The sequence below is a fragment of the Kitasatospora sp. NPDC085464 genome (assembly GCF_044541955.1).
In the GTDB taxonomy this organism is placed as follows: domain Bacteria; phylum Actinomycetota; class Actinomycetes; order Streptomycetales; family Streptomycetaceae; genus Kitasatospora.
This window is the reverse complement of sequence record NZ_JBITTM010000050.1, coordinates 1-20228: the sequence shown is the minus strand read 5'-3', so window position 1 is coordinate 20228 and position 20228 is coordinate 1. Positions and strand designations below refer to the sequence as shown.

General features: G+C 73.8%; 26 protein-coding genes. 12 read left to right on the top strand and 14 right to left on the bottom strand.

The genetic code is table 11. From position 1 onward, the window contains the following. The first annotated feature begins 230 nt into the window (after window positions 1-230). Complete coding sequence (locus ACIGG8_RS34290) at window positions 231-1550, top strand: lipase family protein (RefSeq protein ID WP_396552535.1); 1320 nt, start codon at window positions 231-233, stop codon at window positions 1548-1550. A 343-nt stretch (window positions 1551-1893) separates the two neighbouring features. Here ACIGG8_RS34290 and ACIGG8_RS34285 read toward each other — a convergent pair whose 3' ends face one another. From ACIGG8_RS34285 to ACIGG8_RS34260, 6 genes are all read right to left on the bottom strand, one after another. Further along, on the bottom strand, window positions 1894-2307 hold the full coding sequence (locus ACIGG8_RS34285) for a hypothetical protein (RefSeq protein ID WP_396552534.1): 414 nt from the start codon (window positions 2305-2307) through the stop codon (window positions 1894-1896). Between the two features lie 139 nt (window positions 2308-2446). Next, complete coding sequence (locus ACIGG8_RS34280) at window positions 2447-3232, bottom strand: helix-turn-helix domain-containing protein (protein ID WP_396552533.1); 786 nt, start codon at window positions 3230-3232, stop codon at window positions 2447-2449. A gap of 19 nt (window positions 3233-3251) precedes the next feature. Further along, entirely contained in the window at window positions 3252-3512 is a 261-nt protein-coding gene (locus ACIGG8_RS34275) for a hypothetical protein (RefSeq protein WP_396552532.1), read from the bottom strand. Between the two features lie 492 nt (window positions 3513-4004). Continuing rightward, window positions 4005-5120: a hypothetical protein gene (locus tag ACIGG8_RS34270; RefSeq protein ID WP_396552531.1), complete on the bottom strand. Its 1116-nt coding sequence runs from the start codon at window positions 5118-5120 to the stop codon at window positions 4005-4007. A gap of 107 nt (window positions 5121-5227) precedes the next feature. After that, a complete protein-coding gene (locus tag ACIGG8_RS34265) occupies window positions 5228-5794 on the bottom strand; it encodes a hypothetical protein (protein WP_396552530.1) in 567 nt (188 codons plus the stop codon). Between the two features lie 17 nt (window positions 5795-5811). Continuing rightward, window positions 5812-6282, bottom strand: coding sequence for an ATP-binding protein (locus tag ACIGG8_RS34260; RefSeq protein ID WP_396552529.1), 471 nt, complete (start codon window positions 6280-6282; stop codon window positions 5812-5814). A 208-nt stretch (window positions 6283-6490) separates the two neighbouring features. Between ACIGG8_RS34260 and ACIGG8_RS34255 the strand changes: the two genes are divergently transcribed. The 5 genes from ACIGG8_RS34255 (at window position 6491) to ACIGG8_RS34235 (ending at window position 9243) form a co-directional block, all read left to right on the top strand. Further along, on the top strand, window positions 6491-7390 hold the full coding sequence (locus tag ACIGG8_RS34255; protein ID WP_396552528.1) for a Scr1 family TA system antitoxin-like transcriptional regulator: 900 nt from the start codon (window positions 6491-6493) through the stop codon (window positions 7388-7390). Continuing rightward, window positions 7347-7484 carry a DUF397 domain-containing protein gene (locus ACIGG8_RS34250; RefSeq protein ID WP_396552572.1) on the top strand — a complete coding sequence of 46 codons (138 nt, stop codon included), beginning with the start codon at window positions 7347-7349 and terminating at the stop codon, window positions 7482-7484. The genes ACIGG8_RS34255 and ACIGG8_RS34250 overlap by 44 nt, the downstream gene beginning before the upstream one ends. Before the next feature lie 19 nt (window positions 7485-7503). Further along, on the top strand, window positions 7504-7710 hold the full coding sequence (locus ACIGG8_RS34245; RefSeq protein ID WP_396552527.1) for a DUF397 domain-containing protein: 207 nt from the start codon (window positions 7504-7506) through the stop codon (window positions 7708-7710). 158 nt (window positions 7711-7868) lie between these two features. Further along, window positions 7869-8408: a hypothetical protein gene (locus ACIGG8_RS34240; protein WP_396552526.1), complete on the top strand. Its 540-nt coding sequence runs from the start codon at window positions 7869-7871 to the stop codon at window positions 8406-8408. 55 nt (window positions 8409-8463) lie between these two features. Beyond that, window positions 8464-9243, top strand: a complete 780-nt coding sequence (locus ACIGG8_RS34235) for a hypothetical protein (protein WP_396552525.1) — start codon at window positions 8464-8466, stop codon at window positions 9241-9243. A gap of 328 nt (window positions 9244-9571) precedes the next feature. Here ACIGG8_RS34235 and ACIGG8_RS34230 read toward each other — a convergent pair whose 3' ends face one another. The 3 genes from ACIGG8_RS34230 to ACIGG8_RS34220 form a co-directional block, all read right to left on the bottom strand. Next, on the bottom strand, window positions 9572-10093 hold the full coding sequence (locus ACIGG8_RS34230; protein ID WP_396552524.1) for a cupin domain-containing protein: 522 nt from the start codon (window positions 10091-10093) through the stop codon (window positions 9572-9574). A gap of 144 nt (window positions 10094-10237) precedes the next feature. Further along, a complete protein-coding gene (locus ACIGG8_RS34225; protein ID WP_396552523.1) occupies window positions 10238-10480 on the bottom strand; it encodes a hypothetical protein in 243 nt (80 codons plus the stop codon). A gap of 104 nt (window positions 10481-10584) precedes the next feature. Then, on the bottom strand, window positions 10585-11046 hold the full coding sequence (locus ACIGG8_RS34220; RefSeq protein WP_396552522.1) for a MarR family transcriptional regulator: 462 nt from the start codon (window positions 11044-11046) through the stop codon (window positions 10585-10587). A 176-nt stretch (window positions 11047-11222) separates the two neighbouring features. On the opposite strand from ACIGG8_RS34220, the gene ACIGG8_RS34215 reads away from it, so the two are divergent. Then, window positions 11223-11603 carry a VOC family protein gene (locus ACIGG8_RS34215; RefSeq protein ID WP_396552521.1) on the top strand — a complete coding sequence of 127 codons (381 nt, stop codon included), beginning with the start codon at window positions 11223-11225 and terminating at the stop codon, window positions 11601-11603. Between the two features lie 64 nt (window positions 11604-11667). Here the strand turns inward: ACIGG8_RS34215 and ACIGG8_RS34210 are convergent, their stop codons facing one another. After that, window positions 11668-12510: a hypothetical protein gene (locus ACIGG8_RS34210; RefSeq protein WP_396552520.1), complete on the bottom strand. Its 843-nt coding sequence runs from the start codon at window positions 12508-12510 to the stop codon at window positions 11668-11670. Further along, window positions 12503-13015: a SigE family RNA polymerase sigma factor gene (locus ACIGG8_RS34205; protein WP_396552519.1), complete on the bottom strand. Its 513-nt coding sequence runs from the start codon at window positions 13013-13015 to the stop codon at window positions 12503-12505. Before ACIGG8_RS34205 ends, ACIGG8_RS34210 begins: the two co-directional genes overlap by 8 nt. A 252-nt stretch (window positions 13016-13267) precedes the next feature. Here ACIGG8_RS34205 and ACIGG8_RS34200 point away from each other — a divergent pair, with 252 nt between their 5' ends. Further along, window positions 13268-14056 carry a hypothetical protein gene (locus ACIGG8_RS34200; protein WP_396552518.1) on the top strand — a complete coding sequence of 263 codons (789 nt, stop codon included), beginning with the start codon at window positions 13268-13270 and terminating at the stop codon, window positions 14054-14056. Between the two features lie 86 nt (window positions 14057-14142). Here ACIGG8_RS34200 and ACIGG8_RS34195 read toward each other — a convergent pair whose 3' ends face one another. Then, window positions 14143-15084, bottom strand: a complete 942-nt coding sequence (locus ACIGG8_RS34195; protein ID WP_396552517.1) for a hypothetical protein — start codon at window positions 15082-15084, stop codon at window positions 14143-14145. Between the two features lie 123 nt (window positions 15085-15207). After that, complete coding sequence (locus ACIGG8_RS34190) at window positions 15208-16104, bottom strand: LysR family transcriptional regulator (RefSeq protein WP_396552516.1); 897 nt, start codon at window positions 16102-16104, stop codon at window positions 15208-15210. A gap of 65 nt (window positions 16105-16169) precedes the next feature. On the opposite strand from ACIGG8_RS34190, the gene ACIGG8_RS34185 reads away from it, so the two are divergent. Continuing rightward, window positions 16170-16955 (top strand): NAD(P)-dependent oxidoreductase, encoded by a 786-nt coding sequence (locus tag ACIGG8_RS34185; RefSeq protein ID WP_396552515.1) that lies wholly within the window; start codon window positions 16170-16172, stop codon window positions 16953-16955. Window positions 16956-17073: 118 nt separating this feature from the next. Here the strand turns inward: ACIGG8_RS34185 and ACIGG8_RS34180 are convergent, their stop codons facing one another. After that, window positions 17074-17466 (bottom strand): RidA family protein, encoded by a 393-nt coding sequence (locus ACIGG8_RS34180; protein ID WP_350519460.1) that lies wholly within the window; start codon window positions 17464-17466, stop codon window positions 17074-17076. 236 nt (window positions 17467-17702) lie between these two features. Here ACIGG8_RS34180 and ACIGG8_RS34175 point away from each other — a divergent pair, with 236 nt between their 5' ends. The 3 genes from ACIGG8_RS34175 (at window position 17703) to ACIGG8_RS34165 (ending at window position 20032) form a co-directional block, all read left to right on the top strand. After that, window positions 17703-18983, top strand: a complete 1281-nt coding sequence (locus ACIGG8_RS34175) for an FAD-dependent monooxygenase (RefSeq protein WP_396552514.1) — start codon at window positions 17703-17705, stop codon at window positions 18981-18983. Between the two features lie 63 nt (window positions 18984-19046). After that, complete coding sequence (locus ACIGG8_RS34170) at window positions 19047-19820, top strand: MerR family transcriptional regulator (RefSeq protein ID WP_396552513.1); 774 nt, start codon at window positions 19047-19049, stop codon at window positions 19818-19820. After that, window positions 19820-20032 (top strand): hypothetical protein, encoded by a 213-nt coding sequence (locus ACIGG8_RS34165; protein WP_396552512.1) that lies wholly within the window; start codon window positions 19820-19822, stop codon window positions 20030-20032. The genes ACIGG8_RS34170 and ACIGG8_RS34165 overlap by 1 nt, the downstream gene beginning before the upstream one ends. Window positions 20033-20228: the final 196 nt, after the last annotated feature.

The window sequence follows — 20228 nt, the reverse complement described above, 5'->3', positions numbered from 1 at the left end:
GTGGCGCCCGTCCACGTCTACGGCCCGGGGCCGCCGCTCGGCTCACCCGGGCGCGCACCGGCCTTCCGGCGCCGTGACGTCCGACGGCCCCGTGGCGTCCCGACGGCCCCGTGGCGTCCCGACGGCCGCTCGGCCATCCGGCTGCTGCGATTGCCGCCCTCCCCGGGCCGGGCCAGCATCGTCACAGTGTGTGACGTGATGTCACTTCGGGCAAGGAGAGGAATCGACGGATGAGGGCATGGCTTCGGGCCGGCGCAGCGGGCGCCCTGCTCGTTCTGGTGTCCGTGGTGCAGCCGACCGCGGCGGTGGCCGGGGACGGCCGGGGGCACGGGGACGGCCACGGCGGCGACAGCGCCCAGTGCGCACCGGGGGTCCGGGTCGGCCCGGACGGCCCGGACTTCTACGAACCCCCGTCCCCGCTGCCGGAGGGTGAGCACGGCGATCTGATCTGGGCGCGGCGGGTCCCCGCCCCGGAGCACGCGCGCGCCTGCCGGATCCTGTACCGCTCCACGCTGCACGACGGGGCTCCGGTCGCGGTGTCCGGCCTGGTGGTGTGGCCGGACGGCGCGGGGCCCCGTGAGGGGCGCAACGTGGTGGCCTGGGCGCACGGCACGGTGGGAGGCCCCCGCCAGTGCGCGCCGTCGGCCGTGTCGGACCCGGCCGTCAACCTGGTCGACTACTTCACCTACGGGAGCCCGTACTCGATCGACGTGGGCGTCCCGGCGCTGACCGACTTCCTGGCCGCCGGTGACGTGGTGGTCGCCACCGACTACCAGGGCCTGGGCACACCCGGCGTGCACCAGTACGTGGTGGGGGCGACGGAGACCCGCAACGTGCTGGACTCGGTCCTGGCCGCCCGCCGGATCCGTTCGGCGCACGCGGGCGGTCGGACGGCCGTCCTCGGCTGGTCGCAGGGCGGGGGCGCCGGTCTGTTCGTCGACCAGGATGCGTCCGGGTACGCCCGGGGGGTCGAGCTGGTCGGCGTGGCGGCGCTGGCCCCCGCCGCGGACATCGGTCCGGAGCTCGAAGGGAAGGTGCTGCCCGGCCCCCGCAGCGACTCCTCCGAGTCCCACAACGCGGCCCTGCGCGTCAACCTGTACCGGGGGTTCCTCGCCGCCTATCCGGAGCTGGACGCCGCCGGGGTCCTCAAGCCCGCCGGGATCGAGGCCCTCCAGGGCGACGCCACCGCGTGCATCGAGCACTTCGCCGACGTGATCCAGAACAACGTGGGCGATGCGCACCAGCTGGACACCCTCTTCCAGCCGATCAGGGACGTGCCGCAGTCCTGGCGGGAGCGCTTCTACCAGAACACGCCCGGCTACACGCCCACCCTGGCTCCGGTGCTGGTGATGCAGGGCACCGACGACACGGTGATCAACCCGCACTCCACCGAGCAGTACGTCAGGCGTGCCTGCGGCTACTCCCAGCCGGTCGAGTACACGACGTACCAGGGCGCCACGCACAACACGATCCCGTTCGAGGCCCAGCAGGAGTACCTGGGCTGGATCGCCGACCGCTTCGCCCGCAAGCCGGCGCCCGGCAACTGCTGACCCCCGCCGTGGCCGGCGGCCCGGCCCCCCTCGGCGGCCGGGCCGCCGGCCACGGTCCCGCGGCTCGCGCACCCGTCCTGAGCTGCTAGTGTTCCTCCTGTCGCGAGGGGGACTGACCTCTCGCCAGGCGTCAGCGGTGCTACCAGAGCACGCCCTACTTTCAGTAGGGAGAGTCCGTGCGATCCGGGCCTGGCGCTCCACCGTCGGACGGGGTCCGGCACCTACCCGGGTGCCGGACCCCGTCCGCGTTTCCGGGGCCGGTCTCCGGGCGCCGGGCGCCGGGGACCGGTGGGGCGGGCGCGCCGGTCCCGAGGCCCGACCGCCCGTGCGCCCCGGCCCCCGGTCACGCCGTCGCCCGGGCGGCGAGGGCGCGGAGCTGGACGTGGACGGCGGCGGGTTCGGTGCCGGTGAGGTCGGCGACCTGTACGGCGGTCAGGTCGAGGACCAGGTGCAGCAGCAGGACGTCCTGCTGCGCGGCGGTGAGGTGGGCGACCGGCCCGAAGGGTCGCGGTCCGGCCAGGGTGCGGACCCGGCGGCGCACCGCCTGCCAGGCGCACGCGGCCGGGCTGGCGGTGGCCAGGGCGTCGAGCCAGTGGCCGCCGAGTTCCTCGAAGGCGTCGCGCACGACCAGTTGCGCGTCGGCGGCCGGCAGGATCAGGGCGGTGTAGTCGAGGTAGTGGCGCAGGTGGAGGTCGTGCAGCGCCCACAGGCCCAGGGTCGGTCCGCGGGCGGCCGCTGTGCGGGGTGGTGTCGGCATGGTGGTGTCCCGAGGTGTCCCGAGGTGTCCCGAGGTTGGCGCGGGCGGGTGCGGGTCGGCGGACGGCCCGCGCACGGAGCGCGGCTGGGTGCCGGCCCGCGGACGGAGCGCGGGTGGCGCGCTCCGTCCGCGGGCCCGGTCACACGGGCACCGGCGGAATGTCGTCGGTGCCTTCGCGGCCCGCCGCGGCCCGGGGGCCGGGGTCGTCGGGCCGTTCGGCGGCGAGGCTGTTGCGCAGCGTCACCCACAGCCGGAACAGGATCTCCGTCGAGGTGCCGCCGCTGGAGGACTGCATGGCCCGGGCGAACTCGCTGTGGTGCATGCGGGAGTTGACCGGGACGGGCGTGCGGGCGTTGTTGGTCCGCTCCCAGGCCGCCGCCCACAGCACGCGGCGGACCTCCCTGACCTCGCAGGCCTCCATGTAGGCGAGGAACACGGGTTTGTGCAGCGGGGCCTCGCCCTTGAGGACCAGGGCCAGCGTGCTGGCGGGCAGGCGTCTGCCCCTGCCGCGGGCCCGGCGGTCCAGTTCCCGCAGGGAGGGCCAGTCGGCCTTGCGCCGCATCTCGTGCATGGCCTGGCGCAGGTCGGCGAAGGTGTCGACCTGCTCGGGGTCGACCCGCCGCGGTGCCCGCGGCCGCCGGCTCCCCGAGGGGCGGGGCACGTGGGCCCAGTAGTTGGCCTGGGCCCACTTGCGCCGGGCGGTCTTGAGGTCGCCGTCGCATTCGCGGGCGACGGCCTCGACGACCTTCCAGCTCGGCACGGAGCGCCCTCCGGCGGCCCGCTGCAGGGTGGTGGCGTGGTAGTTGGTCCGATCGGCGAGCTGCCGGTACGTCAGGCCGGCTCGTTCGCGCTGTTCGCGCAGCCAGGCGGCCAGCCGGGCCAGTGCCGGTTCGGTCGCCTCGATCGGTTTCTCTGGGCGTCCCATCGCAGGCGGGCGCTTTCCGCTAGGCCCGCTCCCGTCGCCGTCCGGCGGCCAGCAGCCAGCCTCCGGTGGCCAGTTCGAGCGCTGCTCCGGCGGACATGCCGGTCGCCACCAGCGCGGCCGCCAGGACGACCGTCACCACGACCACGACGACGACCGCGGCCGGCTCGCCGAGCGCGGACGGCCGGGGCAGGTGCGGGCGGGGCAGGCGCGGGCGGCGCGCGGGCTTCGGGGCACCGGCCGCGCAGTGGATGCGGGCACGCCGGTTCCGTTTCCTCGTCATCGAGGATCCTCCTATATCACTGTCCACTCCAACGGACGGGCACTTCGCGCGGTTGGCGTCGCTCGGGGTGCCCGGTGGCGTAACACTCTGTCAGGCATACGGGTGATTCCCAATCGGTTCGGTGAACATCGCGCGGATTGATGCGCCGGGGTCCCGGCCCCCGCCCGCGATCTCGGCAACGCCGTACCAGAAAGGGGCAGTTCAGCGATTTGAAACCGGATATTGATGCGCGTTCGTGCAGCGTCCACTTGTAAGCCGTCCTGGCCGGATGTGACGATTTGCAGCGGCGTCACCCGGACCTTCGGGTCCGGAACCCGGGGGCGCTGTTCACTCCAACATCTCGGGAACATCGGCAACGGGCCGTGTTGGCGCATGGGCCCGCCCGGACAGCAGAGACCGCCCGGCCCTTGGTGGCCCGAGGCGGTCTCTCTGCATTGGTGGCGACTGTTTGCACAGGAAGTCGGCGGGGTCGACTTCCCGTGCAACGGGCCGTCAGGGGGCGGGAGTCGGAGCGGGCGGCTCGCCGGTGCTCCCGGCCGGTTCCGGGCCGGGCGGGGCGGCGGGGGCGCCGAGGCCGGCCCGTACGGCGCCATGGAGTTCGCGCGGGGTGCCGAGCTTCTCGCTGCCCCACATCACGGCGGGGCCGATGAGGGCGGTCAGCGCGGCCGGCGCGACCACCGAGGCGGGCAGGTCGGCGGCCGTCGCGGCGCCCACGATGAGCACCGCCGCGACGCTGCCCGCCAGGACGACCGCGCGGTCGTGCCTGCCCTCGCGGGCGGTGACCAGGTCGCCCGGCGCCTCGGGGAGGTCCGCCTCGTCCAGCAGCCCCATCCACCGGCCCTGCACCGACCGGTCGAGCAGGGTGGCGACCAGCCGGGCCAGCCGGGGCACCGCCTCCGGCCCGTCCCGCAGGGCGTTCGACATCTCCCGCTCCAACGCCTGCTGCACACCGGCGATGTGCGGACGCAGCGCGTTGCGCCGCTGCTCGCGGTCGACGCCGTACGCGGCGAACCAGCCCAGGCGGTTGGTGTGGCGGGTGACGTGCCGGTCGAGTTCCAGCAGCGGGATCGTCCCGTCGGCGGCCTCCTGGCACTTCCTGAGGAGCCGCGCGAGGTCGACGGCCGAGGTGAGCGGAAGGCTCTCGCCGACCCGCCGCCGGTAGAGGAGCATCGAACGGTAGACCCACAGCACGGCCGCGCTGCCCAGCCCGGCGCAGAAGGAGAAGGTCAACAGGATGTTCCCCCGGAAGAGCTCCGCCTCCTGCGCACTGCTCGGGCGGGCGGTGATGTAGAGGCCGGTCAACGCCATCGTCCCGGCCAGCGCTGCGGGGAGGACGGCGAAGACCAGGCGCCACATCTCGATGCCCCAGGACCTCCGGATCCCCCGGCGCCAGTGCTCCTGCAGCGTCGCCGGGGCCGTGCCCACCGGCGCGTGCAGGTCACGCCCGTACTTGTCGATGTCGGCCGTGCCGGGGATGACGGCCCGTGGCAGGCAGCCGGCGATCTGCGGCGGGATCCACCACCCCTTCCACAGGTCCGGGATGTCCAACAGCATCATGACGGGCTGGTAGAGCACGCCCGCCACGAACGGCGGGACCAACAGAAGCACCAGCGACTCGACCCACCGCACGCCACGGCCCCCGTTCCCGATCCGGAATGATCGTGGAAGTGCCTACCACCTGGGGCGCGTTGGGAATCCCGTACGGAAGGTTCGGCTCACGGGCGGGTGGCGTGGGCCGCGCGGGTGCGGCAGTGGGAGAGGGCGAGCTTGAGGCGGGTGTCCGGGCGGGGAACTGCGGTGAGGAGTTCACCGGCGGAGACCAGGACGCTCCAGTAGCGGGCCGGGTCGCCGGTGCGGGGCAGCGGGTGGGCGGCGGCAAGGGAGAGGTAGGCGGCGGTCAGGTTGCCGGTGGTGAACCAGCGGGCCAGGCCGTGCCGGTGGCCGGTGCGGATGCCGCCCATGGCGTCGATCGCGGCGAGGAAGAGGTCGATGACGGCCCGGTCCCGGGAGTCGAGGACGACGGGCACGTCGAACACGCCCAGGGCTTCGAGGAGTTCGCCCGTGTCGGCCTCGGCGTTCGGGCGGGGGTGGGGCGGGGCGAACAGGGCGTCGCGGCACTCGTCGAGCCGGCGGGCCGTTTCGACGGCGGGGATGTCGAGCGCGGCGCAGACCGCGCGGGCGCAGCGCTCGGGCTCGCCGGTACGGCGGGCGAGGGCGGCGTAGGCCTCGGCGGGGGTACGGCCGGCGGTGAGGAGGTGCCGGGCGGTGAGGGCGAGTCGCATGAGGGGGTGCCTCCGGTTCAGACCGCGACGGCGGCGGGCGCGAGGGCGGGGACGGGGGCGGCGTCGGGGGCGGCGTCGGGATCGGGCGCGACCAGCGCCCAGACGAACTTGCCGATCCCACCGGAACGCGGGCAGCAACCCCAGCGCTCGGCCAGCTCGTTGACGAGGAACAGGCCCCGCCCGCATTCGGCGTCGGGTGAAGCGGCGCGCAGGAAGGGACGGCCCGAGCCGGCGTCGTGGACCTCGATGCGCAACCGGTCCCCGACCACGGAGAAGCGGACCTCGACCAGCCGGTCGGCGGGCGCGTCGGAGTGCCGGACGGCGTTGGCGAACAGCTCGCCGAGCAGCAGCTCGGCGGTGCCGGCGTAGCAGTCGCCGAAGGGCAGCGCGGCGAGGTAGGCGCGCAGGAAGTGACGGGCGAACGGGGTGGAGTCCGTACGGGAGTCCAGCCGCGCGGCGAACGTGCGGGGGCGGTGGGACACGGGCATGGCGAAGTACCTCGGGGGGCGGAAGGGGGGCGTGCGAAAGGAGCGCGGTGTCACGCTGTGCAAGCAAAAGATCGCGTTCCGGTATCAATGATCGGCGCCCGGAGGTACGGTGACGCCCAAAACCGCGTGCGGAACGTGCGGAGCACAACTGGGGGCAGTGATGACACAGCGAAAGACCCGGCGGGGAACAACTGCCAGCTCCGCGATCATGTTCGGCGAGGAGATCAAGTACGCGCGGGAAGCCCTGGGCTACACGCAGGCGAACCTCAGCAAACTCCTGCACTGCGACCGGACAGTGCTCTCGCGAACCGAAGGCGGAAAGCGGAAGCCCTCGGCCGAGGAGGTCGAGGAGATCAGCCGGCTGTTGAACACCGGCGATCTGCTGATGCGCCTGTACGACCGGGTCGACTGGAACGCCCAGATCGAGCATCCGGACTGGTTCCAGGAGTACGCCGACGTGGAGGCCATCTCCGTCGGGATGCGGGCGTACCAGGACAGCGTGATGTACGGGCTGTTGCAGTGCTGGCAATACGCTCGGGCATTGTTCGCCGCTGGTGACGCAGCCGATGATCCGGAGGAGATCGAGGAGCTGACCAGGGCTCGACTCAGTCGGCAGAGTCGCTTTCTCACGCCCGACGGGCCACTGCTGCTCGTCATCCTCGATGAGAGCGCCATCCGCTCAGTCGTGGGCGGGCCGGGCGTGATGCGATGCCAGATGGAGCATCTCCTGCGGGTGTCCCAGCTTCGGAACATCGTCATTCACGTGGTGCCGTTTTCGAACCGCCGGACTGTCATCGACACGGCTATGGTGTTGCTGGAGCTGCCGGACGGGCAGCGTTTGGTCTACTCGGAGAGCCTCGACCGGGGACATCTGAGCAGTGATCCTGCCAACGTGGCCAGGCACCAGCGTCGCTATGATCGGCTCCGTGGCGAATGCCTGTCAGAGTGCGACTCGCTTCGGCTGATCGCCGAGGCGCTGGAGGGTTTCAGAGATGATGAGCAACGAGCTCGCCGCAGCCGCCTGGCGCAAGAGCAGCTACAGCGGCACCAACGGCGGCAACTGCATCGAGGTAGCCCCCGGATTCCCCAACCTCGTCCCCGTGCGTGACTCCAAGGACCCCGACGGCCCGGCCCTCGTTTTCTCCGCCTCGGCATGGGAAGCCTTTGTCACGGCCGTCCGCACGGGCGACCTTCCCGCCTGACAGCCACCGAGGAGCCAGCATGCCGACCTGGCGCAAGAGCAGCCACAGCGGCGGCAACGGCGGCAACTGCGGCAACTGCATCGAAGTGGCCCCCGGATTCCTCCCCGGCTCGATCCCCGTGCGTGACTCCAAGGACCCCGACGGGCCGGCCCTGGTGTTCCTGGTGGCCGCGTGGGGTTCATTCATCGCCGCCATCCGCGAGGGCGAGTTCCCGGTCGAGGGGTGAGCCGGAACCACACCAGCGCCGCAGCAGAGGCAGGGTAGGGACAACCCCCCGGGGAATCCGCCGGGCTGCCGGAGGGGCCCTGCGGTGTCGTGCGAGGAGGATCAAGGGCGTCCGAACGGACCGTCCCTGACCCCACGTCACCGAACCGAGGCCCCGCGATGCCCCACTCCCCCTCCGCACGTCTGGCCCCCGCCCACCCCCGTACCGCCGCCGCGCCGCTCGACGCCGCCTTACCGCCCGCTCCGGTGCGGACCGCATTCGCCTTGTGGGTCACGGCCGTTGCCGCCGGCGCGTTCGAGACGGTCCTGGCGGTCGGCAGGATGCTCGCCGACTCCTCGGGTTCTGGGGGCGGCGTCGCCGCGGGCCTCGCGATCCGTCTGCCGGTCTTCACCGCCGCGCTGCTGGCCGCCCGGCAGATGCGCCGGGGCCGTAACTGGGCCCGGGTCGCGCTCGCGCTGGGCCTGGGCGTCCTGGGCACGGCGTCGATGGTGCTCCAGCCGATCCAGGCCCTGGCCCAGGGGCGTTCCCTGAGCTGGGAGCTGGCGCAGGCCGGGCCGCTGGACCTCGTCTTCGGCGCCAGCCGGGCCCTGCACGTGGGTTCGGTGCTCTCCGCCGTCGTGCTGATGTTCCTGCCCGCCGCGAACGCCTTCTTCCGGGCGGCCCGCTCGCGTCGGGAGCCCGGCCCGGCGGGGAGTTGAGTACCGGAGCGGATTGCGGGCCACGGCTCCGACCGGACAGGGTGTGGGGGCAAACGTGCGTGCGACCCGAGAGGACACCCGGCCGGTGGAAGGCTTCCTGCAGCTCCTCCTCTATCCGCTGATCAAGCTCTTCGACGCCTTGCAGGGCGTGCGCGGGCACTGGCCCACCGAGCGGCGGATGCGCGCCCTCGCCTCCTCGCCGCGGGCGCGGGCGGCCCGGGCCTCGGAACGGCAGCGGATCGAGGGGGTGGTGGACGCGCTGGGCGCGGTGGAGGGGGTCGAGCACGTGCTGACCCTGGTCTCGGACTACTCCCTCGCCCCGTCCGCCTTCGGCCTGTTCCGCACCACCTCCGAGGGCCGCGCGCTGATGGTCTGCCGGATGTACGCGCGGGCCTACTTCGTGATCCGGGAGGACATCACCGCCGTCCTGCCCAGGATCGGGGCGGCGAACGTGGCCGCGTGGTCACCCGCCGGACAGCGGACGAGCGCGGGCGGGACGGTCGAGCACGCGCTGCGCTGGTACCGCGACGGCGGCAGGACCCCGGAGGGCTGGGCGATGGACTCCCCCGAGCTGTTCAGCCCGGGAGCCCGGCTGCACTGGGAGCGGCCCGGCGTCGGCATCCACGACCCGGCGCGGCCGTACCCGGTCGTGGACGACCCGCGCCACGTCCTGGACCGGACCCCGCCGGACGGCGACCCGGCGCAGCTGCTGCGCGAGGCCCGCGCGGACGGGCGGGGCGTGGTCCTGGAGCTGGTCCTCGGCGCGGACGGGCGCGACCACGCGACGTACCACGTGGTGCCGCGCGGCGGCTTCGCGGGGCGCGGTCGGCTCTGAGCGGGAGGCTCCGAGCGGACCTCTGCGGCTCCGAGCGGACCTCTGCGGCTCCGAGCGGACTTCTGCGGCTCTGAGCGCGGTCGCGGCCGCCGGCGGGGAGCCCGCCGACGGCCGCGCTCAGTCGCGGTTCAGCACTGGGGGCGACGGCCGTGGTTGGCCCCGCGCCTGGCCCTGGCCTTCTTCTTGCGGCGGCGCTTCGACGACATGGCCACTCCTCTCGCAACCGGGGACCCCCGGTCTTCCACCGTTCCACACCCGGCCCGCCGCCGCTCGACGGGCCGGGTGTCCACGGTGGCCCGCCGCTCGGGCTCGCCACCGGGCCCGCCGCTCAGGCGCGGGTCTCCAGGGCGGCGCGCCAGGCGGGGCTGTCGACGTAGTGGTTGTCGAAGCGCTCGGAGGAGGCGGCGATCGCCGCCGGCGGGGTCTCGCCGCGCATGACGCTGCCCAGCAGGCGCAGGTAGTCGAAGCGGTCCATGCCGGGGGTGAACATGAAGAGCACGTCGGCCTCGGAGCCCTGCGCGGCGGCGAAGGCGTGCGGGGTGTTCGGGGGCACGGCGAGGAAGTCGCCCGCGCCGAGGACGGTGACGTCCTCGCCGACCAGCACCTCCAGGGAGCCGCTGATCACGAAGAACAGTTCCCAGGCCCGGGTGTGGAAGTGCGAGGGGGCTCCGGCGGCGCCCGCGGAGAAGGTGGAGCGGTAGACGGTGAAGCCGCCCTGGCCCGGGTCGGTCTCGGCGAGCAGGGTCATGGTGGCGCTCGGGTCGGCGCAGGTCTCGGCCTGGGCGCAGCGGGTCAGGATCGGGGCGGCGGTGGCGGCGGTGGCGGTGTTGGTGTTCTTCGTCGTCGTCATGTGATCAATCTACGGCCGAATAGACCGGTGATCATGTGGCAATCGGTGGCTGTTTCCATGGGTCAATTCCTCCGCCCCCCGCGGCCCTGCACGGCCCCGCCCCGCGCCGGACGATCGGCACGGGACGGGCGGCGCGGGCGCTCACTACCTGCGGATGAAGCCGATCTCGACGGAGGAGAGAAACGGCTGCACGCCGACGCACTGCCAGCCGACCGCCTCCACGTTGCGGATCATCACGTCGAGCTCCTTGCGGATCTTCTTCATCGTCGCGCCGGGGTGGCGGAAGTCGATGTCCAGGACGGCGACGAAGGTGGCGTCGCCCTCGTTGAACGCGGTCCTGGCGTCCGCGACGAGCTTCTGCATGCGCCATGCGTGGATCAGCCCCATGGTGGTCTCCCCCTGGACGGTCGGGCACGGTCTCACTCCCCAGGGTGCCCGCCTCGTACGGCATTTGACCCTCCGTCAACAAACGATCTCCGGCTGGGGAACGGTCAGTCGGGGAGGTTCCCATTGCCGCCCAGGTTGGCCACCATGCGACGCAGCACGTTGACGGTGGTCACGAAGTCCTCGGGGGCGATGCCCTCGTGGGTGCGTTCGTGGATGCGCAGGTTGCGTTCGCGGGCGCGCAGGCGGGCGGCTTCGCCGTCGCCGGTGAGGGTGAGAGCGGTGTCGGCGTCCTCGGTCAGCCAGCCGCGGGCGATCAGGTCGTCGAGGACGGCGTCGAAGTCGGTGTCCTGGTCGTCGTAGGGGGTGAGCCGTTCGATCAGGGTGGTCCGCTTCCAGCCGCCGGGCCTGCCGGCGACGTGGTTGAGCGTCCACCAGTGCGGCTGGGTGAGGCCCTCCACCGCCAGCTGCTCGCGCAGGCCGCCCACCACCCGGCGGTAGGCCTCGCCGCTCCACGCCCCGATGGGCTGGGCGGCGATGACCTCCGGTGCGTACGTCTTGATCGTCATGTTCCGTACTCCTTCCACGCGTCCCGCAATGGATCGTCAGGGTGCGATCGACCGTAGGACTTCAAGCCTCCTTGAGGTCAAGGCGGGCGGGCCCGGAAATCGGGTCGCCGCTGCTCGTCGCATCCGGTACGGTCGCCGGGCCGTTCTGGATGTCGTACGGAAAGCAGGTTGTCTTCATGGCGTGTCGGATCAGTGAACTCGTGCTCGGTTGCCGCGAACCCGAGGTGCTGGCGCGGTTCTGGTGCGAGGTCCTGGACTTCGTCGTGCTCGGCCGCGAGGACGACGGCTCGATGGAGATCGGGCCGCGCGAGGGCTTCGGCGGTGCGCAGCCGACGCTCTTCCTCAGCCGCCGGGACGCGCCGGAGCCGGGCAAGTCCCGGCTGCACATCGACGTCAACGCCACCGACCGCGATCAGGACGCCGAGCTGGAGCGCCTGCTGAAGCTCGGCGCCCGCCCGGCCGACATCGGCCAGACCGGGGACGAACACTGGCACGTCCTGATGGACCCGGAGGGCAACGAGTTCTGCCTGCTCAAGACCCGCCTGGCCCCGCTGTAGCGGCCGCAGCACCGCCCACCCCACTCCCGCGATGCCGTAGGACTGGGACAACAGCCACCGACGCCTACTGGTGGGTGCCCTTGACCGTGGGCTGCGTCTTCTGGTTGTAGATCTCCTTGCCGTTCGCGTCGTAGGCGTGGACGTAGGGGGCCGGGGGGAAGGCGTTCGCGTCGAGGCCGGTGGAGATGGCCGCCGTGTAGGCGAACGCGCCGCCGGCCATGACGGTGGGGTACTGCGTGGGGTCGTCGCCGTAGCTGATGGTGACCTTGGCGACGTCGGGTGTGTAGTGCCCGGCGCCCAGCGAGAGGCGCTGCCCGGTGCCGGCCGGCGTGCTGAAGCTGTCGAAGAACTCGATCAGGTGACCGGTGCCCCACAGGCGATCGTTGATGAACGTCGCGGGGACGGACCTGCTGTGGCCCTTGGGGCCCTTCGACTCGCACTGCACGTACTGGTCGGCGGAGTTGACGGCGATGACCACGCCGTCGGTGTCCGGCGAGGCGACGGGAGTGCGGACCGCGATCACCGCGTGGTACTGCGACGCGTCGGAGCCCAGGCAGGAGGCCAGGATCCCGGCGACGGTCCCGGCGTCGATCGGGGCCGTCGCCGTGCTGGTGACGGTGAAAGCGGCCGGGGGGTGGGGGGAAGCCGACACGGAGGGGGCGTCTGTGGTGGCCGCTCCTTGTCGTGGTCCCGGTGAGTGTTGTGGTCCCGGTGAGTGCAGCACGGACGGGAGGGCCAGGCACACGGCTGCCGCCGTGCAGGCCGCGGCCGCGCCCAGGGCGTACCGGCGGTGGCGGCGCCGGTCGGCGCGTCGGCGGATCTCCGCAGCGGGCAGGGCCGGTGCGGGCATCTGCGTGCCGAGCAGCCGCAGCCGGTCGGCGAGGGTGTCGTGGATGGGGTCAGACACGGAGCTTTCCTTCCTCGCTGGTCGGGGTTCGGTCGGCGAGTTTGGCCGCGAGCGCGGTCCGGCCGCGGGCGAGGCGGCTCTTGACGGCGCTGACGCTGGCGCCGGTCTCGGCCGCGACCTGCTCGACGGAGAGGTCGCACATGTGGTGCAGGACCAGGGCGCCTCGCTGCGCCTCGGGCAGGTCACGGAGCGCGGTGACCAGCATCAGGTGCTCCTCGGTGGGCGGCTCGACGGTGGGCGGCTCGTGGCGGTGGTGGCGTCCGGCCAGGTGCAGGCCCCGGGCGAGACGTCGCCAGCGGGAGAGAGCCAGCCGCCGGGCCGTGGTCCGGATCCATGCCTCCGGGGCGCTGTCCGGGTCGAAGGTGCGCCTTCGGTCCCACGCGCGGATGAACGCCTCCTGGACCACGTCCTGTGCTTCGGACCAGTTTCCGGTCAGCGCGTAGAGCTGCCCGGTCAGGCGGGAGAAGGACGCCGCGTAGAACGCGTCGAACTCCTGTGGCGTCATCAAGGGCCTCTCCTCCGGGGCTGTCCGTCAGCTCGCGGCACTGGCGGCTCGCGAGGAAGAACTCCTCGGCTGCGGCGGTGGAGCCGTGCGTCCTGGGCGGAGCCTCCCGCCCTGTACGCACGAGCGCCGCCCCGGGGTTGCACCCGCGGCCTATGACCTGGATCACGTGTGCGGGGTACGACCTGCCGGGCGTCGGGAGGCGTACAGGGCCGCAGGCGTCAACCGGACGCCCGCAGGAAAGGACACGGATCCATGCGTATCCGCCCGATCGTGCTCATCGCCGCCACCGCCACCGCCGCAGCCGTCGCGACCGCGGGGGGAATGGCCACTGCCGCAACCGGCACCCCCACGGCCACCCCCACGGCCCACGGCAAGCCCTCCGGCGCGCCCACCGCCACGGCCCCCGGCGCCGGATCGGCCGACGCCCCGGTGGTCTCCGGCAGCGGCTCGTCCGCTCCCCGCGTGACCGCTCCCCCGGCCGCTTTCACCGTCACCAGCACGGCGACGGCCCCGATCGACGCCGGGACCGTCGCCGGGATCCTGGCCTCCTGCCTGGGCTCCGACGCGTCGCAGTACCACGCGGTGATCGCGGTCCGCACTCCCGTCGCCTCGCCGGACACCGACGGCGTGGTCATCGCCGTCAACTCCGCCGGCCAGTACGTGCAATGCGAGTCGAAGGGCCACAAGGGCAGCAGCAGGTCCGTCCCCGCGACGTTCATCAACGATCGCCTGTGGGGCACCGGTCACCTGATCGAGTTCTTCGACAGCTTCAGCACGCCGGCCGGCACCGGGCAGCGCCTCTCGCTGGGCGCCGGGCACTACACACCCGACGTCGCCAAGGTCACCATCAGCTACGGCGACGACCCCACGCAGTACCCCACCGTCATGGCCGGCGGCGCGTTCGCCTACACGGCGGCCATCTCCACCGGCCTCGACGCGAACGCCTTCCCCCCGGCCCCCTACGTCCACGCCTACGACGCGAACGGCAAGGAGATCTACAACCAGAAGACGCAGCCCACCGTCAAGAACACCCACCAGTAGGCGTTGCGTCAGGCCTCCGCTCCGGGTCCCGACCGGCCCGCTCGCGGACCCTGCCGCGGGGCCGGTCGCTCCCGCAGAAGGGTGCCCTACCCGGCGGCGCGGTCGTAGGCGCGCAGGGTGAGCAGGGCGGCGAGGGTGACGCCGGGGCGGGCCTGGGTCTCGATGGTGGGCGACCAGCGGGCCCAGCGGATCGGCCAGCCGCCGTCGTCCTGCTGCTGGGCGGCCAGGTGTGCCAGGCCGCGGTGCAGCTCGGCGTCGGTGAACCAGGGCCGGGCCGGGCTGTCCGGGGTGGGCGCGTAGTCGTGCGGCAGGTGGTGCTCGCCCGGGGCGTAGCCGGGGGCGGTGCGGGCCTGTTCGGGGTGGTCGGGGTCGAGCAGGACGATGCGCTGCTCGCGGACCAGCTCGCCCAGGCGGCGGGCCTGGCCGCGGGCCCAGTCGCGGTCCGGGGCGGCGGCGAGGAAGGTGACGGCGGCGCCGGCCTCGTACGGGTGGGTCTGCTCCAGCCGCTCGACGGCGCGGCGGCAGAAGTCGGCGGCGGCCGCCACCCAGGGGTGGTCGATGCCGGCGCGCAGCAGCGGGGCGGCGATCTGTCCGGTGGCCAGCAGGTCGGCGCCGGGGTCGTCGGGGACGGGCAGGAACGGCGGGTGCGGGTAGGGGCGCAGGGTGGGCAGGACGGCGGGCACGCCGCCCTCGGCGGTGGTGTGGGCGCTCAGCCAGTCGCAGATCCGCCGGGCCCGTTCGCCGTGCAGGGCGCCGGCCTCCTGCAGCACCTGCAGGGCGGCGGGCACCGCGATGGGCTGGGGGGCGGGGCCGCGGACGTCGGGTTCGAGACCGAAGGCGTAGCCGTCGTCGGCGGTGGCGTAGGCGTCCAGGGCGGCGAGCAGCCCGGCGGGCGTTTCGCCGTCGGTGCCCTCCCCGGCGGGGCCGGCGCCGAAGTGGAAGGCGAAGCGCCGCTGTTCCAGGACGCGTCCCGAGGTCCACAGGTACCGGCCGGCGCGTTCGAGCATGCTGTCGTTCACCCAGGTCATGCCTACGACGGTAGGCCGGGAAGGGCCCGGCGGCCTTGAACGAATCGGCCGTACGGCGCGGGCCCGGCGCGGCTGCGCGGGGGTCCTCTGCTGGCCTCCACCCGGCTCGACCCCACCGTCCCCCTACTCCCCCGCCCCCGCCCCCTCCCGCAGGAACCCCGCGAACGCCGCCACCGCCGGCGGCACCCGCTGCCCGCGGCGGGTCACCGTGTGCACGTGCCGGACCGGGGTGTCGTCGGGGTGGAGCGGGACGAGGGCGATGTCGGGGCGGGCGGCGCGGGCGGCCAGCGAGGGGATCAGGGTGGGGCCCAGGCCGGCGGCGACCAGGCCGAGTTTGGCCGTCCAGGCCGCGACCGCGTACTCGATCCGGGGCTGGAAGCCGCTGCGCAGGCAGGCGGCGAGGAGGGTGGTCTCGGCGTGGCGGCGGGCGGCGATCCAGGGTTCGTCGGCGAGTTCGGCCAGCCGCAGGCGGCGCCGGCCGGCCAGGCGGTGTCCGCGTGGCAGGGCTACCAGCACCGGGTCCTCCAGCAGCGGCCGCACGTCGAACTGGTCCGCGTCGTAGGCGTCCTGGTCGTAGGAGGCGACGACGGCCAGGTCGATCGTGCCGTCGCCGAGCAGTTCCAGCAGGTGGGCGGAGAGGCCTTCGGTGAGGCTGATCGCCACCTGCGGGTGCGCGGTGCGGAAGGCGGCGAGCGCGCCGGGGACGAGGGCCGCGTTGGCGCTGTCGAAGGCGCCCACCCGCAGCTGTCCGGCGGTGAGTTCGGTGAGTGCGGCGAGGTCGCGCCGGGTGGTGTCGAGGCGTTCGAGCATGGCTTCGGCGTGCGGCAGCAGGGCGCGGCCGTGCTCGGTCAGCCGTACGCCGCGGGCCAGGCGGTCGAACAGCGGGGTGCCCAACTCGCTTTCCAGGGTGGCGATCTGGCGGGAGATCGCGGACTGGGTGAAGCCCAGCCGCTCTCCGGCGGCGGTGAAGGAGCCGAGGTGTGCGACGGTGCGGAAGACGTCCAGCCAAGCCATGTCCATTCCGCATGGTTACCATGCCGGACATTCGCTTGTCGCCTGGCTTGGGACTGCCTAGCGTGGTGGCCATGGAGAAGATCGCCTTTCTGGGGCTGGGCCGCATGGGCCTGCCGATGGCCCGTCGCCTCGCCGCCGCCGGCCACCCGTTGACCGTCTGGAACCGCTCCCCCGGCCGCGCCGGGGGCCTCACCGAGGCCGCCACCCCGGCGGAGGCGGTGCGGGGCGCGGACGTCGTCGTCACCATGCTCTCCGACCCGGCGGCGGTCGCCGAGGTGGCCGGGCGCTTCACGCCGGAGCTGGCGCCGGGCACGCTGTGGATCGACATGTCCTCGATCGGCCCGGCCGCCACCGCCGGCCTGCGCGAGCAACTCCCGGACGGCGTCGCCCTGGTGGACGCCCCGGTGCTCGGCAGCGTGGGCCCGGCGGCCACCGGCGGCCTGACCGTCCTCGCGGGCGGCGAGGACGCCGACCTGGATCGCGCGCAGCCCGTCCTGGAGCAGCTGGGGCGGGTGCGGCGCTGCGGTGGCCCGGGGGCGGGGGCGGCGCTGAAGGTGGTGGCGATCGGGGCGATCGTGGCCTCGGTCACGGTGGTCGGCGAAGTGCTGGCGGTGGCCGGGGAGTTGGGCGTGCCGCCGGAGGTGGCGCGGGAGGTGCTGGCGGCCGGGCCGCTCGCGGGGGTGGTGGCCCGGGCGCACAGCACGGACTCGGACTTCCCGGTGCGCCTGGCCGCGAAGGACCTGGCCCTGGCGGGCGGCGGCCCGGTCCTGGCGGCGGCCCGGGAGGTGCTGCTGGCGGACCCGTCGATCGCCGAGGAGGACCTGTCGGCGGTGGTGGGCGCCCTGCGGCGGGGGTAGGGCCCGAAGTCCCGGGCGCCGTAAGGCCGGTGGCGGGTCCGCACCCCGCCACCGGCCGGGAGGCCCGGCCCGCCCTCCCCGGCCGGGAGCCCCGGCCTCCCCGGGCCCCGCCCCGCCTTCAGCCGATGACCGCGTCGACCTCGATCTCGACCAGCCACTGCTCGTCGAGGAAGCGCGAGACCTCCACGAAGGTGCAGGCCGGGCGGATCGTCGCGAAGCGTTCGCCGTGGGCGCGGGCGGCCTCCTTCCAGCGCGTGATGTCGGTGAGCATGATGCGGGTGCGCACGACGTCCCGGAGCGAGGCGCCGGCCTCCTTGAGGGCGGCTTCGGCGATGTCCAGGCAGCGGGCGGTCTGGGCGTGGACGTCACCCTGCCCCACCGTGGTGCCGTTCTCGCCGAGCGGGGCGGTGCCCGCGACCGCGACGTACGGGCCCTTGCGCACGGCCCGGGAGAAGCCGATCCGCGGTTCGAGGGGGGAGCCGGAACTGACCATCTGTCGAGTGTTCTCCATGCCGCCATCGTGCCGCACTAGTGCACCCGTGGCCGTCCTTGACGGCCTCCGGCCTGCGCGGATGCCGGAGCCGGGCGCCGCAGCCCGCCGGAACCGGGCCCCGAGTGCCCTACTGTACTAGTACACCAAAGCCAAGTTCCCGCAGTACAGGGCTTGTTGAGCCCATGCGTACGGCGTACATTCGTCGGCATCGGACACCACCGACCACCGTACGCACGCACCGACGGGAAGCCCCCATGGACAACACCGACATCCTCGTCTCCGGCGGCGGCATCGCCGGCCCCGCCCTCGCCCACTGGCTGCGCCGCCACGGCTTCAACCCCACCGTCGTCGAGCGCGCCCCCGGCCCGCGCCCCGGCGGGCAGGCCGTCGACCTGCGCGGCGCCGCACGCACCGTCGTCGAGCGGATGAGCCTGACGGAACGCGTCCGCGCGCTGTGCGTCGACCAGCGCGGCGTCGCCCTGGTCGACCGGCGAGGGCGCCGGACCGCCCGGATCCCCGTCGAGCTGTTCGAGGGCGAGGGCATCGTCTCCGAGGTCGAGATCCTGCGCGGCGACCTCGCCGACGTGCTCCGGGAGGCCACCGACGGCGTCGAGTACCTGTGGGACGACACCGTCACCGCGCTCGCCGAGGACGCCGACGGCGTCACCGTCACCTTCGAGAACGTCCCCGCCCGCCGCTTCGCCCTGGTCGTCGGCGCGGACGGCCTGCACTCCGCCGTACGCCGCCTCGCCTTCGAAGCCCCCGACGGCAGCGGCAGCGGCAGCAGCCTCGGCAACGGCGGCAGCAGCGGCCGCAACAACAGCAGCCACTACCACCCGCTCGGCGGCTACCACGCCTGGTTCACCGTCCACGACCCCGCGCTCGCCCGCGACCTCGACAGCTGGTTCCTGATGTACAACGCCCCCGGCGGCCTGGTCGCCGGCGCCCGCCCGGGCCGGCTGCCCGGCGAGGTCAAGGCCTCCCTCGGCTTCCGCTCCGCCCCGCTGACGTACGACCGCCGCGACAGCGCCGCCCTCAAGCGCCTGCTCGCCGACCGCTTCGCCGGCGCCGGCTGGGAGGTGGACCGGCTGCTCGCCGGAATGCGCACCGCCGAGGACTTCGCCTTCGACTCCTTCGGCCAGATCCGCCTCGACCACTACAGCCGCGGCCGCGTCGTCCTGCTCGGCGACGCCGGCTACAGCCCCAGCCCCCTCACCGGCCTCGGCACCAGCCTCGCCCTCGTCGGCGCCTACCTGCTCGCCGGCGAACTCGCCGCCGCCGACGGCGACTTCCGCACCGCCTTCGCCCGCTACGAGGAACTGATGCGCCCCTACGTCGCCCGGGCCCAGGAACTGCCGCCCGGCGGCCTGAGCGGCTACGCCCCCGACACCGCCCTCATGATCCGCCTGCGCGCCGCCTCCATGCGCTGGATGAGCCGCCGGCCGCTGCGAAGCCTGCTCGCCGCCCAGTTCACCAAGGCCGACGCCATCGACCTGCCCGACTACCCGCTGCCGGCCCGCACCACCGCGGCCTGAAGGGCCACCGGGCTTGCACGGGGGGCTTGCACCTCACGCGGCGTCAGGAGGAATGCTCGTGCCATGACCACCGAACAGACGTGGAAGGTCGGCCCCCTCGCCGAGGCCAGCGGCCTGACCGTACGCACCCTGCACCACTGGGACGGAATCGGCCTGCTCAGCCCTTCCCTGCGCACCTCCTCCGGCCACCGCGCCTACACCGAGCCGGACGTCGTCCGCCTCTACCAGATCCTCGCCCTGCGCCGCCTGGGCCTGGGCCTGGACACCATCGCCACCTGCCTGGACGCCGGCATCGACCCCGTCCGGCTGGTGCGCGAGCACCTGGCCGCCACCGACGCTTCCCTCACCGCCCTGCAGGCGCTGCGCGAACGCCTCGCCCACGTGCACACCGAACTCACCGCCGAACGCACCCCCGACACCGCCGACCTGCTGCGCCTGGTCCAGGCCGTCGGCGCCACCGGCCCCACCGGCCCCGCCGCCCAGGAGGTCCTGCACCGCCACCTCGACGACGACCAGGTCCACGCCCTCGCCGACCACGCCGCCGCCCTCGGCCCCGCCGCCCACTACCTGCTGGAGGTCGAATGGCCCCAGCTCTACCGCAGCGCCGAAGCCCTGCGCACCGCCGGGGTCGACCCCACCGACCCCCGGGTCCGCCGCATCGCCGGACGCCTCGACGAACTCTCCCGCCTCTTCAGCGGCGGCGACACCACCCTCGCGGCCGCCGTCCGCACCGCCTGGCGCGAGGAACCCGCCGCGATGTCCGGCGTCCCCGACGCCCCGGCCGACGCCTGGGCACCGCTGCGCACCTACCTCGACCAGGCCCGCCGGAGCTCATGATGACCGCCACCCCGCCCACCGACCCCACGCCCACGGACCCCGCCGACCCGCACCGGCTGCCCCACCACGTGCAGCTGCGCCTCCACCTGGCCGCCGCCCTGCCCGTCCTCTCCCCGGCCACCCTCGCCGCCACGGCCGGCCTCCTGCCCTGGCCGACCCTGCCCGCCATCACCGCCGCACTGGTGGTCCGGGCCTGCCTGCTCACCCCGTGACCCCGGGCGGCCCCGGCCCGGCCCCACGGGGGTGGACCGGACCGGGCCCGCCCGGGGCAAACACCACCGCCCTGCCCGCCCCGGGGACACCGCGGCGGGCAGGGGACTATCACGATCTAGGTGTACGACACCCGGTTGGACTAGGTGTTGATCTTGCTGTCGGGCGTGGGCCGGGTGGCCTACGCCCGTCCGGCGG

Coding starts and splice junctions, on each gene's coding strand:
- ACIGG8_RS34290 (WP_396552535.1), top strand. CDS start 231: ATGAGGGCATGGCTTCGGGCCGGCGCAGCGGGCGCCCTGCTCGTTCTG.
- ACIGG8_RS34285 (WP_396552534.1), bottom strand. CDS start 2,307: ATGCCGACACCACCCCGCACAGCGGCCGCCCGCGGACCGACCCTGGGC.
- ACIGG8_RS34280 (WP_396552533.1), bottom strand. CDS start 3,232: ATGGGACGCCCAGAGAAACCGATCGAGGCGACCGAACCGGCACTGGCC.
- ACIGG8_RS34275 (WP_396552532.1), bottom strand. CDS start 3,512: ATGACGAGGAAACGGAACCGGCGTGCCCGCATCCACTGCGCGGCCGGT.
- ACIGG8_RS34265 (WP_396552530.1), bottom strand. CDS start 5,794: ATGCGACTCGCCCTCACCGCCCGGCACCTCCTCACCGCCGGCCGTACC.
- ACIGG8_RS34260 (WP_396552529.1), bottom strand. CDS start 6,282: ATGCCCGTGTCCCACCGCCCCCGCACGTTCGCCGCGCGGCTGGACTCC.
- ACIGG8_RS34255 (WP_396552528.1), top strand. CDS start 6,491: ATGTTCGGCGAGGAGATCAAGTACGCGCGGGAAGCCCTGGGCTACACG.
- ACIGG8_RS34245 (WP_396552527.1), top strand. CDS start 7,504: ATGCCGACCTGGCGCAAGAGCAGCCACAGCGGCGGCAACGGCGGCAAC.
- ACIGG8_RS34240 (WP_396552526.1), top strand. CDS start 7,869: ATGCCCCACTCCCCCTCCGCACGTCTGGCCCCCGCCCACCCCCGTACC.
- ACIGG8_RS34230 (WP_396552524.1), bottom strand. CDS start 10,093: ATGACGACGACGAAGAACACCAACACCGCCACCGCCGCCACCGCCGCC.
- ACIGG8_RS34225 (WP_396552523.1), bottom strand. CDS start 10,480: ATGGGGCTGATCCACGCATGGCGCATGCAGAAGCTCGTCGCGGACGCC.
- ACIGG8_RS34220 (WP_396552522.1), bottom strand. CDS start 11,046: ATGACGATCAAGACGTACGCACCGGAGGTCATCGCCGCCCAGCCCATC.
- ACIGG8_RS34215 (WP_396552521.1), top strand. CDS start 11,223: ATGGCGTGTCGGATCAGTGAACTCGTGCTCGGTTGCCGCGAACCCGAG.
- ACIGG8_RS34205 (WP_396552519.1), bottom strand. CDS start 13,015: ATGACGCCACAGGAGTTCGACGCGTTCTACGCGGCGTCCTTCTCCCGC.
- ACIGG8_RS34200 (WP_396552518.1), top strand. CDS start 13,268: ATGCGTATCCGCCCGATCGTGCTCATCGCCGCCACCGCCACCGCCGCA.
- ACIGG8_RS34195 (WP_396552517.1), bottom strand. CDS start 15,084: ATGACCTGGGTGAACGACAGCATGCTCGAACGCGCCGGCCGGTACCTG.
- ACIGG8_RS34190 (WP_396552516.1), bottom strand. CDS start 16,104: ATGGACATGGCTTGGCTGGACGTCTTCCGCACCGTCGCACACCTCGGC.
- ACIGG8_RS34185 (WP_396552515.1), top strand. CDS start 16,170: ATGGAGAAGATCGCCTTTCTGGGGCTGGGCCGCATGGGCCTGCCGATG.
- ACIGG8_RS34180 (WP_350519460.1), bottom strand. CDS start 17,466: ATGGAGAACACTCGACAGATGGTCAGTTCCGGCTCCCCCCTCGAACCG.
- ACIGG8_RS34175 (WP_396552514.1), top strand. CDS start 17,703: ATGGACAACACCGACATCCTCGTCTCCGGCGGCGGCATCGCCGGCCCC.
- ACIGG8_RS34170 (WP_396552513.1), top strand. CDS start 19,047: ATGACCACCGAACAGACGTGGAAGGTCGGCCCCCTCGCCGAGGCCAGC.
- ACIGG8_RS34165 (WP_396552512.1), top strand. CDS start 19,820: ATGACCGCCACCCCGCCCACCGACCCCACGCCCACGGACCCCGCCGAC.